Raw genomic sequence first — 14,999 nt, forward strand, 5'->3', positions numbered from 1 at the left:
TACCTTAAGTGGCGAGACCGTTATGAGGAGGTGTTTTAATGTACGCAGTATTAACTACAGGAGGAAAACAATACAGAGTTCAAGAAGGAGACGTATTATTCGTTGAAAAACTTAACGCTGAAGTTGACTCAACAGTTGAATTAACAGAAGTTCTTGCAGTTGCTAAAGACGGAGAAATAAAAGTTGGTGCACCAGTAGTTGAGGGTGCTAAGGTTGTAGCAAAAGTATTAGCTCAAGGAAAAGCTAAGAAAGTTGTTGTATTCAAATACAAAAGAAAGAAAGACTACAGAAGAAAAAATGGTCACAGACAACCTTACACTAAGATCGTTATCGAAAAGATCGAAGCTTAATTTTCTGATATGATTAGAGTTAATTTTCAATCAAAAGAAGATAACATAATTTCCTTCACTATTAAAGGACACGCAATGGAATGCAGAGATGCTATTCTAGCTGGAGAGGCGTACGATATGATATGTAATTCCGTATCAGTATTATCTCAAAGTGCAATCATTGGTTTAGATGAAGTTTTAAAACTTAATGTAAACTATGAAATGAGTGATGGATATTTAAAACTAGATCTGAATGGGTTTACTCAGGAAGAAATAGTTGAAGCTCAAGTTTTACTTAAAACTTTTGAAATGAGCTTAGCGAGTCTAGTCCTAGGACTGGATAGCAGTTTAGGAAAGAAAACGCGTTGTAAATATATAGAGATAATAAAAGAGGAGGTGTAGACTATGTTAAAAATGAACCTTCAATTATTTGCACATAAAAAAGGGGTTGGTAGCTCAAAGAACGGTAGAGATTCTGAAGCTAAAAGACTTGGTGTTAAATGTGCAGATGGACAATTCGTTCTTGCTGGAAACATCTTAGTAAGACAAAGAGGAACAAAGATTCATCCAGGTGCTAACGTAGGTAAAGGTGGAGACGATACTTTATTCGCTAAGATCGATGGTGTTGTTAAATACGAAAGACTTGGAAGAGACAAGAAAAAAGCTTCTGTTTACCCAGTAAACGTAGAAGAAGTTATAGCTGAATAATATATTTGGTTTTATAAAAGCACCCTTACTTAGGGTGCTTTTTGATTAATAATAAAAAATTTTAACTATATGAGAACATAGCATTAAAAAAGCTGTGTTTTTATATTAAAGTAAGGTTATAATATACTAAAAAGGAACATTTTATAGAGAAAGCAAGGTGAAAAAACATGTTTATAGATAAAGCCAAGATATTTGTGAAATCTGGAGATGGTGGTCATGGTTCTGTTTCTTTTAGAAGAGAAAAATACGTTCCACTTGGTGGACCAGATGGTGGAGATGGTGGAAAAGGTGGAGATGTTACTTTTGTAGTAGATCCAGGAATGACAACTCTTTTAGATTTCAAATATAAGAGAAAATTCGTAGCAGGTAGAGGACAAGATGGTCAAGGTTCTAAGTGTTATGGAAGAGATGGTGAAAATTTAACAATAAAGGTTCCAATGGGAACTATAATAAAAGATGCTGAAACTAACAAGGTAATGGCAGACCTTTCTCATATAGATGATACATATACAATCTGTAGAGGAGGAAAAGGTGGTAAGGGAAATTGTAAATTCTGTACACCTACAAGACAGGCGCCAACTTTTGCTGAGCCAGGAATGCCAGGAGAAGAAAGATGGGTTATTTTAGAATTAAAACTATTAGCAGATGTAGGGCTTGTAGGATTCCCTAACGTTGGTAAATCAACATTACTTTCAGTGGTGACTAAGGCTAAACCAAAGATAGCTAACTATCATTTCACAACTTTAAAACCTAATTTAGGAGTTGTTGCTGTACCAGGAATAGAGCCATTTGTTATGGCAGACATACCAGGTATTATAGAAGGAGCTTCAGAAGGGGTAGGTCTTGGATTAGACTTCTTAAGACATATAGAAAGAACAAGACTTTTAATACATGTTGTTGATATTTCAGGAGTTGAAGGAAGAAATGCACTTGAAGACTTCAAGAAAATAAATGAAGAATTAAAAAACTATAGTGTTAAACTTTGGGATAGACCTCAAATAGTAGTAGCAAATAAATGCGATATGTTATTTGATGAAGAAGTTTTTGAAAACTTCAAAGCTGAAGTTAATAAAATGGGATTTGATAAGGTGTTTAAAATGTCAGCAGCTACTTCACAAGGAGTAGATGAAGTAATAAAAGAAGCAGCTAGAATGCTTAAAGATATTCCTATTACTGACTTAGAAATCCCAGAAGATGAAAGATTCATTCCAGAGGATAAGAAGTTTACATATACTATAAATCCAATAGAAGAAGATGGATTAAAGGTTTATGTAATAGAAGGTTCATTTGTAGACAGATTATTATTAGCTGTTAATGTAAATGATCCTGATTCATTAAGATACTTCCATAAAGTTCTTAATAATAAAGGAATATTCCATGAATTAAGAGAAATGGGAATAAAAGATGGAGACATGGTAAGATTAAATGACTTTGAGTTTGAATACTTACTATAATTAATGGAGGATAAATAATGATAACAACAAAACAAAGAGCATATTTAAGAGGATTAGGTGCTAAATTAACTCCTATATTTCAAATAGGGAAAAATGGAATAGAGGATAACTTTTTAAAGCAAGTTGATGATGCTTTAGAAGCAAGGGAAATTTTAAAGATAAATGTTCTTGAAAATAGTGGATTAGAGACAAGAGAAGCTTCAAATTTCATATGTGAAAGATTAGGATGTGAAGGTGTTCAATCTATAGGAAACAAAATAGTTCTTTATAGAGAATCAAAAAATAATCCTAAGATAGAATTACCTAAAAAAGGGAAATAATATGAAAAAAATAGGAGTATTCGGTGGAACTTTTGACCCAATACACATAGGTCATATTTATATAGCTTATGAAGCCTATAAAATATTAGAACTAGACGAAGTTATATTTATGCCAGCAGGTAATCCACCTCATAAGAAGTGGAAAGATGTAACTGATGAAATAATTAGATATGAAATGGTAAAAAAAGCTATAGAGCCATATAGCTTTTTTTCCATAAATAACTATGAAATAGAGAAAAAAGGATTGAGCTTTACTTATGAAACTTTAAGATATTTACATCAAAGTTTTGAAGAAGTAGAGCTCTATTTCATAACCGGAGCAGATTGTCTTATAAATCTAAATTCATGGAAAAATATAAATGAAATTTTTAAATTTAGTAATTTAGTAGTTTTTAATAGACCTGGATTTGATAAAATAGATTTATTAAAGAGGAAAGAAGAGTTCGATAAAGAATATTATACTAATATAGTATATTTAGATTTACTTAATATAGAAATAAGTTCTACACTTATAAGACAAAGAGTTAGAAATTCTTTAGAGGTTAAATTCTTTTTGCCACCAGGTGTAGTGGATATAATAAATAAATATAATTTATATAGGAGAGAGTAACTATGTGGTCATTAGAGGAAATAAATAAATATGTTAAAGAGACTATTAAGGGAAGTAGGTACTCACATACTTTAGGGGTGGTTGAAACTGCTAAAGAACTTGCTAAAATAAATGGTGAAAACATACAAAAGGCAGAATTAGCTGCGTTAATTCATGATGTAGCAAAATATATTCCTGTAGATGAACAAGTGAAAATATTAGAAGAGCATGGTTATGAACTAGATGAAGTAACCTTAAAATCACCTCAAGTTTTACATGGATTTGTTGGTGCTATAGTAGCAAGAGAAAAATTTGGAATAGAAGATGAAATGGTTTTAGATGCTGTAAAATATCATACTTTAGCAAAGAAAAATATGAGTACTTTAGAAAAAATAATATATATAGCTGACTATATTGAACCAGGTAGAGATTTTCCGGGGATTGAAGAGTTAAGAGCAATAACAAGAGAGGATTTAGACAAAGGAGTATTAAGAGGGTTAGAAAATACAATTTTATTTGTAATAAAGCAAGGTAATTTAATACACCCTTTAACTATAGAAGCAAGAAATTTTTTAATAATGCAAAAAAATAATTAAATAATTGGAGAGGATTATATGGGAAATGAAGAAAATAGATTTAAAAAAAGACAAGATAAGAAAAATAGCAATAAAAAAAGTATAGTAAAAAGAATAATTTTAGGTACTTTAGCTTTTATTCTTATTTTTTCAATAAGTGTTTTCGGATATTTTTATTTTAAATATGGTAGTTTTTTAGGGGAAGTTTTTAATATAGTTAAAGATGTAAAACAGGATGTAATAAAGGTTGAAAAACCAATTAATGTACTTTTATTAGGAATGGATATTGGTGATACAAATGATGTGTCAAATAAAGATGCTAAAAGAACAGATACTATAATTTTAGCTAATTTTGATCCTATAACAAAAGAGGCTAATTTAATATCTATACCTAGGGATACTAGAGTTAAAATTGGAGGGAAGTCTCAAAAAATAAATTCTGCTTATCCAATTGGTGGAGAAAAGCTTGTTAAACAGCTTGTTAGTAATATATTAGGAGTTAAGGTTGATTATGTTGTTAAGGTTGATTATGAAGGCTTTAGAGGAATAATAGATGCTATAGGTGGAATTGACATGTATATAGATCAGGATATGAACTATGATGATCCAGGGCAGGATTTACACATACATTTCAATAAAGGAGAAACTGTACATCTAGACGGTAAAAAAGCTGAAGAGTTTTTTAGATGGAGAAAAAATAATGATGGTACAGGATTAGCTAATGGGGATGTTGATAGAATAAAAAATCAACAAAAATTTATGAATGCTGTAATAGATAAAGTCTTATCAGTATCTACTATAACAAAGATAGATAGTATAGCAGAAATTTTAAATAAAAATATAGAAACTAATATTCCTTTAGATGTTACTGTTGCATATGGACTTAAAGGTTTAGAATCTGATAAGAATAATATAAAAATGATGACTTTACCTGGAGAAGGGAAATATGTTGGAAATATTTCTTATTATATTTCTGATGAAAAGGCTACTAAAGAATTAAAGAGTAAATTAAACAGTAGTAATTTAAGTGGAAGAAAAAATGTTATACCTAGTGCTGCTAGAGGAGATTTATCCATAAAAGTTTTAAATTGTACAAAAATAAATGGCTTAGCTGCAAATTTACAAAAACAATTAAATGAAAATGGATATGATAAAGTTGATGTTGGAAATGGAGATCAAAAGGAAAAATCAGAGATTTTGATAAAGGATGAAAGTTCTAGAGTTTTTATGGAAAATGATTTGAAGATAGAGAATATTAAAAAGGGAATTTCATCTAAGTATGATGGAAATGGAACTTATGATGTAATAATATTACTGGGAAAAGACTATAAAAATTTCGGAGAGATGAAATGAGTATTTTAGAAAGTAAAATAACTAAAGAGTATGATAAAAGAAAAATAAGAGAATTTTTAAAAGAAGAGTTAGGGTTATCTTCAAGATTAATAAGAAGTGCAGCCATTGATAAGAGGATTAAAGTAGATGGGGTTTCAGTAAAAATGAATTATATTGTTAAAACTGGTGAAGAGATAAAAATTGAGCTTTCAAAAAAGGAATCTCAAAATATTGAGCCAGAAAAAATGGAGTTAGAAATAGTTTATGAGGATACTGATATATTAGTTTTAAATAAGAAGCCGTTTATGGTTGTGCATCCTACAAGAAGTCATCCTAAGGGAACTTTAGCTAATGGTATATTATATTACTTTAAAGAAAGTAATCAAGATTGTATAGTTAGACTAGTTAGTAGATTAGATATGAACACTTCAGGACTTATAATAATAGGTAAAAATCAATATGCTCATATGGTTTTATCTAATGAAATGAAAACTGATAAATTTCAAAAAAGATATTTAGCAATAGTTCATGGAAATTTAGAAGAAAAAGAAGGAACTATCAATAGACCTATTTATAGACCAGCAGAGGATACTATAAAAAGAGTTATAGATGAAAGAGGTCAAGAGAGTATAACTCATTATAAGGTTATAGAAAGTTATAATGGTGCTGATTTAGTTGAATGTTTATTAGAAACGGGAAGAACACATCAGATAAGAGTACACCTAAGTAGTTTAGGTCACCCTATATTTGGAGATTCTTTATATGGAACAGAGGATGAAGACTTTATATCAAGACAGGCATTACATGCTTATGGATTAGATTTTTATAGTCCAAAGACAAAGAAGCCTTTAAGTTTAAGAGCAGATCTTCCAGAGGATATGAAAGAGTTAATAAATAAATTAAAAAACAAGTAGTTTTAAGCTATAGCTTAAAACTACTTGTTTTTTTAATTATAAAAATATGAATTACGTTTCTTTCTATTTCTTATTCTTTTTATAGTTGATATAAGCCTAATTATAAATAGTATTAAGATGATTAAAAATATTAATCCTATAACACCTAGAGCTATGTAAAATCCACTAAACCCCTTTAACTTAAACATAAGTTTTTCAAACCTTGTATAAGTTATATCATTATTGTTTAAAAGATTTAAAGTTTTATAAGGCGTGTTTCCAATCATAAGTGTTCCAGTAAAAGAATTAGTATTCTTTAGTATGTCAGTACCTCTAGATATAGGTTTATTTGCTTTTACCGAAAAGTCTATGTTAAAAATTTTCTTTATCTCATCTGTAGATAAATCTTTTATTTCAGAGTTTTTAAATGTTTTATAAATATCTTCAGGAGCTACTAGAGATACGGTATTTTTATCATCAATGTAATATTCTTTTACAACATCATCTTTAGAATATAATTTAACTAAAGAAAAATTATCAAAGCCATAATCTAAAAGATTTTTTGTATCTTCATAGTATTGATCCTTATTGTCGTAACCTAATAGAGTAAGGATTAATTTTTTATCTCCTCTTTTTGCTGCACAAGTAAATGTATGTCTTGATTTAGTTGTATATCCTGTTTTGTTACAAAAAATATCTTTATTATAGTATGGACTTGTTGAATGAATAAGTTGATTATTATTATTTGCCCATATAGGTTCTCCACTTACAACACTTTTAGGCATTTCATAAACTGTTTTTTCTGTAATCTCATCAATTATTGAATTTTTTGAAGCTGCATTCATTATTAGAGCTAGATCATAAGGCGTAGTCATATGATCTTCTTCAAAAAGTCCGCTAGCATTAACAAAGTGAGTACTATTAGCACCTAATTCATAAGCACGCTTATTCATAAGCTTTGCAAATTCTTCTTCAGAACCAGAAATATGTTCTGCTAAGGCTATAGCGGCATCATTAGCTGATTGTATTAATAATGCATTAAGTAATTCTTCTACTGTATATTTATCTCCTTCTTGAAGTCCAATTCGAGTTCCTTCAGCTAAAGGAGGATTTTTTCCTATAGTAACAACATCATTTAGTTTAGCTTTTTCTACTGTAAGTAAAGCTGTCATAGTTTTAGTAGTAGATGCAGGAGCGAGTTTTTCATTAGCATTTTTTTCAGCTAATACTTCCCCAGTAGTTCCATCCATAAGAACCATTCCTTCACCCTTAATTTCTGGTACATTACTTTCAGCAAATACATTAGTACTTAAAATTAAAGAGAAGATAAAAGCTATAGATATTATAAAATTAAGTTTTATTTTTAAATTCTTAAACTTTATACTCATAGAGCCTCCAAAATTTTTTATTTTAATTTTAATAATTATTATAACAATAAAAGAGGATATTTTCTATAAATTTGTATTAATATGGTACTTAAAAATAAAGAAAATGTCAATAATCTTAAATAGTATGAGAACTTATTATTTTAAAATTTTATTTTTAATAAATTTATAATAAATGTATATGGAGGGATTATGAAGAGAAAAGAAAAGATTATAGGAAGTTTAATAATTGCTGTAATAGCTATTGGGTTTTTATTTATTGGTTACTCAAAGACAAATGATAAAAAAATAAGTGATAGTGATATGGAAAAGCTATTTTTAAATTCCGAAGAATCAGAAGAGAATAATGAATTAGAAAGTAATACGGAAAAAGAATCAGGTTCAAAGAAAGAAGGTGAAAATAACAATAAAGTAGAAAAAGAGAATAGCATAGAAAGTGTAAAAGAAATTAGTGTAAGTGAAGAAAAAATAGTTGTAGAGATTAAAGGTGAGGTGAAAAAGCCTAATGTATATGAATTAAAAAATGGAAGTAGAATTTATGAGCTTATAGAGGAAGCTGGAGGGCCAACTGATGAAGCAGATTTAAGTAATATAAATAGAGCATTATATTTAAGTGATGGACAATGTATAGTAATCAAAAATATAAATGATGCTGAAAGTGAAGAGGAAAGTTTAAAAGAAAGCTTAAATACTGAAAAACCTAATAGTAATTCTGCTAATTTATCTGAGGCAAAAAGCGAGAAAAGTGGAAGTTCAGTTATAAATATAAATACTGCGTCTAAAGAAACACTTATGACATTAAATGGAATAGGAGAAAGTAAGGCACAGGCTATAATAGATTATAGGGAAGAAAGCGGTGGATTTAAAAGTGTTGATGATATTACAAATGTAAGTGGTATAGGAGAAAAAACATTGGAGAAGATAAAAGATAAAATTTCTATAAAGTAATATGATATAATTAATATTATTATTTAGAAAAGAGGTGGAGTTTTATGATAGAAAAAAGATTAACTGAGCTATCAAAGACTTCTGGCTGAGCAGCCAAAATAGGGCCGGGGGCTCTTTCAGAAATTTTAAGTAAATTACCAAAGATGAATGATAAAAATTTAATTGTTGGAATAGATACATCTGATGATGCAGCAGTATATAAATTAAATGATGAAATGGCAACAATACAAACATTAGATTTCTTTACTCCAATAGTAGATGATCCATATACATTTGGACAGATAGCTGCAGCAAACTCATTAAGTGATGTTTATGCTATGGGAGGGAAACCTATAGTAGCATTAAATATAGTTGGTTTTCCTAATTGCTTAAATATAAATATATTAGGTGAAATACTAAGAGGGGGAGCAGATAAGGTTTTAGAATCTGGGGCTGTAGTAGTAGGAGGACATACAGTTCAAGATGATGAACCTAAGTATGGTTTATCTGTTACAGGAATTGTACATCCAGATAAAGTTCTTAAGAACTATGGATCAGAGACAGGTGATATTTTAATATTAACTAAGCCAATTGGTATTGGTATAGTAAATACAGCTATTAAAGCTGGTATAGCTTCTAAGGAAGCTTATGAAAAAGCAGTAAAAGTAATGGTGTATTTAAATAAGTATGCAGGTGAAATAATAACTGACTATAATATAACATCATGCACGGATATAACAGGATTTTCATTAATAGGTCATGCATATGAAATGGCAAAACCATCTAAAAAAACATTTAGAATCTTTAAAGATGCGATTCCATTTATTAAAGAAGCTAAAGAATATGCTATTATGGGATTAATACCAGCTGGTTGTTATGACAATAAAAGATATTTAGAAGGAAAATATCTTATGAATAATGTTGAAAGTTGGATGGAAGATATATTATTTGATCCTCAAACATCAGGTGGATTATTAATTAGTTGTAAAGAGAAAGATTACATAGACATACTAACTAAATTAGAAAAATTAGAGGTAGAAAGTGCTGTTATAGGACGTGTTGAGGAATTTAATGATGCATATATAGTAGTAGAGTAATTTTTAGGAGGATAACATGACAAAAGAACTTCTTAGAGGATTGCCTAAGATAGACGAAATACTTGGTATTTTTAATGAGGACTTTTTAAATGAAAATGGGAGAGAAACAGTTGTAAGTACTTTGAGAGATATAATAAGTGAAAATAGGAAAGCTATTCTAAATGAAGAGGTAGAGCATGTCCTAACTAAGGAAGAAGTTAAGACTAAATGTGAGAATAGATTATTGAAAAAGAGAGAAAGAAATTTAAAAAGGGTTATTAATGGAACAGGTGTTGTTATTCATACTAATTTAGGAAGATCTCTGTTAAGTAAAGAGGCTGCTGAAGCAGTTAAATTAGCTGCTTCAAGCTATAGCAATCTAGAGTATGATTTAGAAAAAGGGCAAAGAGGATCTAGGTACTCTCTTATAGAAGGTATCATAAAAGAGATTACAGGAGCTGAGTCAGCATTAGTGGTAAATAATAATGCATCTGCCATAATGCTTGTATTAAATTCTCTTTGTGAAAATAAAGAGGTAATTGTTTCTAGAGGAGAACTTGTAGAAATAGGCGGTTCTTTTAGAATTCCAGATGTGATGAATTTTTCAAGAGCTAAGCTTGTGGAAGTTGGAACAACCAATAGAACACATTTATATGATTATGAGAATGCCATAACAGAAGAGACTGGAGCATTTTTAAAAGTGCATAGTTCAAACTTTAAAATAGTAGGGTTTACTAAGCGTATAAGTGCTAATGAGATATGTAACCTAGCAAAGGAAAAGGATATACCTGTAATAGAGGATATTGGAAGTGGTGTTTTAATTGATTTAAGTAAATATGGATTAGAAAAGGAGCCTACAGTTATAGAAAGTTTAGAGGCTGGAGTAGATGTTGTAACATTCTCTGGAGATAAAATGCTTGGTGGAGCACAGGCTGGAATTATTGTAGGCAAAAAGAAATTCATAGATAAAATAAAAAAGAATCAATTAACTAGAGCTCTAAGAGTTGATAAATTTACTTTAGCTGCTTTAGAAATTACTTTAAAACATTACTTAAATGAAAAAGAGGCAATTGAAAAAATACCAACTCTTCATATGATGACTTTAGATTTAAAGGAAATAAAAGAAAGAGCTAATAGACTTTATAAGAATTTAGAAGGTTTAAATAAGTTCTATAAGTTTTCTATAGAAGAAGGTGAATCAACAGTTGGTGGTGGTTCAATGCCAGATAGTAAATTACCTACTTATTTACTTAGAATAGATTCAGATAGCATAAATGAAGTTAAATTAGAAAGAGAACTAAGAGAATATAAAATACCTATAATAACTAGAGTTTATAAAGGTTCGGTTTATATAGATCTTAGAACTATTTTAGAAGATGATTATGAAGTTATATTTAATGCTTTAAAGGAAATAGGTGAAAATAGATGAAACATGTGATTATAGGAACATCAGGGCATATAGATCATGGTAAGACAACTCTTATAAAAGCTTTAACAGGTAGAGAAACTGATAATCTTGATGAGGAAAAGAAAAGAGGTATATCAATTAATTTAGGTTTTACCTTTTTTGATTTGCCTTCAGGAAAAAGAGCAGGAATAATAGATGTTCCAGGGCATGAAAAATTCATAAAAAATATGTTAGCAGGAGCTACATCTCTAGATGTAGTTCTTCTAATTATTGCCATAGATGAAGGAATAATGCCTCAGACAAAGGAACATTTAGAAATATTAGAACTCTTAGAGGTTAAAAAGTGTATAGTAGCCTTAACTAAAAGAGATTTAGTTGATAAAGAATGGGCAGAAATGATAAAAGAAGACATAAAGAATTATTTAAAATCAACTAGTTTTAAGGATGTAACTATGATAGAGGTTTCTTCTAAAACTAAAGAAGGAATTGATGAATTAATATCTGAGATAGATAGTGCTGTAGAAGAAGTAGAGCAAAAAGATAAGGAAGGACATTTTAGATTAGCTGTTGATAGAAGCTTTTCAGTAAGTGGATTTGGAACAGTAGTTACAGGAACTATATTAAGTGGAAGTGTAAAATTAGGTGATTTAGTTCAAATTAATCCAAGTGGAATAGAAGCTAGAGTTAGAAATGTTCAAGTTCATGATGAGAATGTTGAAATAGGAGAAGCAGGTCAAAGATGTGCATTAAACTTATCAGGGGTTACTAAAGAGGAAGTAACTAGAGGAATGGTTGTTTGTACAGCTAATACTATTGAGCCATCTTATATGGTAGATTGTAAGTTTAGATATTTAAAGTCAAATGAAAAAAACTTAGTTAATAGACAGAGAGTAAGAATATATCATGGTACATCAGAGATATTTGGAAGAATAGTTATACTTGATAAAGAAGAAGTAAAGCCAGGTGAAGAGGCGTATATACAATTAAGACTAGAAAGTGAAATATGTGCTCAAAAAGGTGATAACTTAGTTATAAGAAATTATTCTCCTATGACAACCTTAGGTGGAGGTAAAATAATAAATCCTGTAGCTAAAAAAGCTAAAAGATTTAAAGAGGATTATTTAAATGAATTAAAGCTTATGGAAAAGGGAAGTATAGAGGAGATAGTTGAAAATGTAGTATTATCTTTAAGTGAAACCTTCCCAAATTCACAAGAGGTTATAAAAGGACTAGGAAGAAATATAGATGATATAGATTTTATATTGGAAAAGCTTTGTGAAGATAGAAGAATAATTTTAATAGATAATGGCAAATCTAAATTATTTATTCATAATAAATTTTTTACTAAAAAGAGTAATGAGATTTATGGAATTTTAAAAGAATTTCATGAAGAAAATCCACTGAAAGTAGGTATGAATAAAGAAGAACTTAGAAGTAAAAGTTTTTCAAATAAAATTAAGCAAAAAATATTTCAAAGTTTCTTAGAACTTATGAAGGAAAAAGAGATTATAAATGAAGGTAGTAATATAATTTCACTAAAGGATTTTCAGATAAAATTAACAAAAGCTCAAAGTGGAATTAGGGAAAAAATATTAAAAGCTTATTTAGAAAGAGGAATAGTTTCTCCAAAGATAAAAGATATTATAGAAGATAAAAAGTTAGAAAAGGAATATATAAAAATATATAATCTTTTAATTGAAGAGGGAACTTTAATTAAACTTCCAGAAGATGTTGTCATGCACAAGGAAGTATTACAAGGTGTTAAAGATAAAATAATAGAATGGTTAAATAAAAATGGTTCTATTACTTTAGGTGAAACTAAGGAGATTTTAGGAGTTTCAAGAAAGTATTTAGTAGCAATTTTAGAGTATTTAGATAATGAAGAAATAACTAAAAGAGTAGAAGATAAGAGAGTTTTAAGTTAAATAGGGGTTTGCAAGAGAAGTTTGGTTATATAAGCTTCTCTTTCTTATATTCATAATTAAAATGTAATAGTTTTGCCATAATAATACACTATAATTTAAATAGATTTGATTTACATAAGATAATAAATATAGTATATTTAATTAATGTATTTCAGAATAATATTTAATGCTTTTAGGAGGATATTATGGATAATAAGAAATTCACTAAAGAGCAAAAAGATGCTTTAAAAAGTGATGAAACATCAGTAACAAATGAAAAAATGGATTCATATGAAAAAGAAGCAGCAGTATTAGAGAGTATATCATTAGATACTAATACTATGGCTATTGATGAGGAATTTGTTAATAAACAAGACAAAGATAAAAAAGATATTAGTGAAAAAGATGAGAAAAACACTTCTTTCTTTAAAAGAATATTAGAAGGGATTATAGATCAAACAGTAATATTACTACTGTCTTTAGCAGCCTTCTTTATAGTAGATTTACTAATGAGACCTTTTGGTTATAAAATATCACAAGAAGGAAGAATTCCTTTTTATTTTATAATATTTGTTATTATGAACATACTTTATAGAGCTATAATGGAAGGTAGAAAGTTCAAATTAACATTAGGTGAAAAAATTTTTAGAAAATAAATAATTTATTAGTAAGGGAGACAACTAATGAGAAAAGGTAATGAAATAGAATTATTAATAGAGGGAATAGAGTTCCCTGCTAAAGGATTCGGATTTGTAGATGGATTAAAAGTTTATGCTAAAAATACTTTTCCAGGACAAAAAGTATTTGGTAGAGTAACTAAGAAAAGAAAAGAGTATGCAGAAATTAGAGTCTCTGAAGTAAGAGAAAAAGCTAGTTATGAGGAAGAGAAAAAGTGTCCACATTTTGGAGTGTGTGGAGGATGTTCTTCTCAAACAATTCCTTATGAGAAACAGTTAGAGCTTAAGGTTGAACAAGTTAAAGATTTATTTAAAGTGGCCGAAGTTCCAACAGGGGAATTTTTAGGTATAGAAACTAGTCCGATTCAATGGGAATATAGAAACAAGATGGAATACACTTTTGGAGACGAAGAAAAAGGTGGAGAACTTACCCTTGGAATGCATATGAAAGGAAAATCTTTTGGGATAGTAAATGTTGATAAGTGTGTATTGGTTGATGAAGATTTTAGAAGCATACTAGATACGACAGTTAAATATTTTAGAGAAAAAGGATTACCTTTCTATAAAATAATGCCTAGAACAGGGTATTTAAGATACCTAGTATTAAGAAAAAGTGTTAAGACAGAAGAGATTCTTGTGAATTTAGTTACTACAACTCAGATAGATTTTGATTTAACAGAGTTTACTGAGATTATAAAAGGATTAAACTTAAAAGGGAAATTAAAATCAATAATACATACAGAAAGTGATGCTTTATCAGAGGCTGTTATACCAGAGAAAGTAAACATTCTATATGGTGATGATTTTATAACAGAAAATCTTTTAGGATTAAACTTTAAAATATCTCCATTCTCATTCTTCCAAACAAATTCACTAGGTGCTGAAAAGTTATATAGCATAGTTAGAGATTTTATGGGAACTGCTGATAATAAGGTAGTATTTGATCTTTATTGTGGAACAGGAACAATAGGACAAATAGCAGCAGGAAAAGCTTCTAAGGTTGTTGGAATTGAACTTATAGAAGAGGCAGCTAATGCAGCTAATGAGAATGCTAAATTAAATGGATTAAATAACTGTAACTTTATAGCTGGGGATGTAGCAGAAGTTATAAAAACAGTTAAGGATAAACCAGATATAATAATTTTAGATCCACCAAGAAGTGGGGTACATCCAAAGGCATTAGACTACGTTATAAAATTTAATGCTCCACAAATAATATATGTTTCATGTAATCCAAAAACTCTAGTAACTGACTTAAAAGTTTTAAAAGCTAAAGGATATGGAATAGAAAAAACTTTACTTATGGATATGTTCCCTAACACTCCTCACGTTGAGACTGTTGTTAAACTTAAAAAGAACTGAAATGATTAAGTAAGGTTTATATAATTTTTAATATAGAATTTTTCTGTTAAAATTAATATA

General features: G+C 29.0%; 16 protein-coding genes. 15 read left to right on the plus strand and 1 reads right to left on the minus strand.

Annotation, left to right across the window (positions count from 1 at the left end; genetic code table 11):
• Positions 1–38 precede the first annotated feature (38 nt).
• From rplU to Q1J60_RS07820, 9 genes are all read left to right on the plus strand, one after another.
• Positions 39–350, plus strand: coding sequence for a 50S ribosomal protein L21 (gene rplU / locus Q1J60_RS07780; RefSeq protein WP_003452389.1), 312 nt, complete (start codon positions 39–41; stop codon positions 348–350).
• Positions 351–359: 9 nt separating this feature from the next.
• Entirely contained in the window at positions 360–731 is a 372-nt protein-coding gene (locus tag Q1J60_RS07785; RefSeq protein ID WP_300260458.1) for a ribosomal-processing cysteine protease Prp, read from the plus strand.
• A 3-nt stretch (positions 732–734) separates the two neighbouring features.
• Positions 735–1,037 (plus strand): 50S ribosomal protein L27, encoded by a 303-nt coding sequence (rpmA, locus tag Q1J60_RS07790; RefSeq protein WP_003454907.1) that lies wholly within the window; start codon positions 735–737, stop codon positions 1,035–1,037.
• Between the two features lie 167 nt (positions 1,038–1,204).
• Complete coding sequence (gene obgE, locus Q1J60_RS07795) at positions 1,205–2,491, plus strand: GTPase ObgE (protein WP_300260461.1); 1,287 nt, start codon at positions 1,205–1,207, stop codon at positions 2,489–2,491.
• Positions 2,492–2,508: 17 nt separating this feature from the next.
• Positions 2,509–2,811, plus strand: coding sequence for a ribosome assembly RNA-binding protein YhbY (yhbY, locus tag Q1J60_RS07800; protein WP_300260464.1), 303 nt, complete (start codon positions 2,509–2,511; stop codon positions 2,809–2,811).
• Position 2,812: 1 nt separating this feature from the next.
• The gene (gene nadD / locus Q1J60_RS07805; protein WP_300260468.1) at positions 2,813–3,421 is read left to right on the plus strand and encodes a nicotinate-nucleotide adenylyltransferase; all 609 of its coding nucleotides are present in this window, start codon (positions 2,813–2,815) and stop codon (positions 3,419–3,421) included.
• A 2-nt stretch (positions 3,422–3,423) separates the two neighbouring features.
• The gene (gene yqeK / locus Q1J60_RS07810; protein ID WP_300260470.1) at positions 3,424–3,996 is read left to right on the plus strand and encodes a bis(5'-nucleosyl)-tetraphosphatase (symmetrical) YqeK; all 573 of its coding nucleotides are present in this window, start codon (positions 3,424–3,426) and stop codon (positions 3,994–3,996) included.
• An 18-nt stretch (positions 3,997–4,014) separates the two neighbouring features.
• On the plus strand, positions 4,015–5,328 hold the full coding sequence (locus tag Q1J60_RS07815; protein WP_300260473.1) for an LCP family protein: 1,314 nt from the start codon (positions 4,015–4,017) through the stop codon (positions 5,326–5,328).
• Complete coding sequence (locus Q1J60_RS07820) at positions 5,325–6,221, plus strand: RluA family pseudouridine synthase (protein WP_300260476.1); 897 nt, start codon at positions 5,325–5,327, stop codon at positions 6,219–6,221. Before Q1J60_RS07815 ends, Q1J60_RS07820 begins: the two co-directional genes overlap by 4 nt.
• 32 nt (positions 6,222–6,253) lie before the next feature.
• On the opposite strand, the gene Q1J60_RS07825 is transcribed toward Q1J60_RS07820, so the two are convergent.
• Positions 6,254–7,588: a serine hydrolase gene (locus Q1J60_RS07825; protein WP_300260478.1), complete on the minus strand. Its 1,335-nt coding sequence runs from the start codon at positions 7,586–7,588 to the stop codon at positions 6,254–6,256.
• Between the two features lie 189 nt (positions 7,589–7,777).
• On the opposite strand from Q1J60_RS07825, the gene Q1J60_RS07830 reads away from it, so the two are divergent.
• From Q1J60_RS07830 to rlmD, 6 genes are all read left to right on the plus strand, one after another.
• Positions 7,778–8,533, plus strand: coding sequence for a ComEA family DNA-binding protein (locus Q1J60_RS07830; protein ID WP_300260480.1), 756 nt, complete (start codon positions 7,778–7,780; stop codon positions 8,531–8,533).
• A 44-nt stretch (positions 8,534–8,577) separates the two neighbouring features.
• On the plus strand, positions 8,578–9,609 hold the full coding sequence (gene selD, locus Q1J60_RS07835) for a selenide, water dikinase SelD (protein WP_300260483.1): 1,032 nt from the start codon (positions 8,578–8,580) through the stop codon (positions 9,607–9,609).
• A gap of 16 nt (positions 9,610–9,625) precedes the next feature.
• Positions 9,626–11,017: an L-seryl-tRNA(Sec) selenium transferase gene (gene selA, locus Q1J60_RS07840; RefSeq protein ID WP_300260486.1), complete on the plus strand. Its 1,392-nt coding sequence runs from the start codon at positions 9,626–9,628 to the stop codon at positions 11,015–11,017.
• On the plus strand, positions 11,014–12,921 hold the full coding sequence (selB, locus tag Q1J60_RS07845) for a selenocysteine-specific translation elongation factor (RefSeq protein WP_300260489.1): 1,908 nt from the start codon (positions 11,014–11,016) through the stop codon (positions 12,919–12,921). Before selA ends, selB begins: the two co-directional genes overlap by 4 nt.
• 185 nt (positions 12,922–13,106) lie before the next feature.
• Complete coding sequence (locus Q1J60_RS07850) at positions 13,107–13,556, plus strand: RDD family protein (RefSeq protein ID WP_300260492.1); 450 nt, start codon at positions 13,107–13,109, stop codon at positions 13,554–13,556.
• Positions 13,557–13,583: 27 nt separating this feature from the next.
• Positions 13,584–14,939 (plus strand): 23S rRNA (uracil(1939)-C(5))-methyltransferase RlmD, encoded by a 1,356-nt coding sequence (gene rlmD, locus Q1J60_RS07855; protein ID WP_300260495.1) that lies wholly within the window; start codon positions 13,584–13,586, stop codon positions 14,937–14,939.
• The last annotated feature ends 60 nt before the right edge of the window (positions 14,940–14,999 follow it).

The sequence above is a fragment of the Clostridium sp. genome (assembly GCF_029258205.1).
Lineage (GTDB): Bacteria > Bacillota > Clostridia > Clostridiales > Clostridiaceae > Sarcina.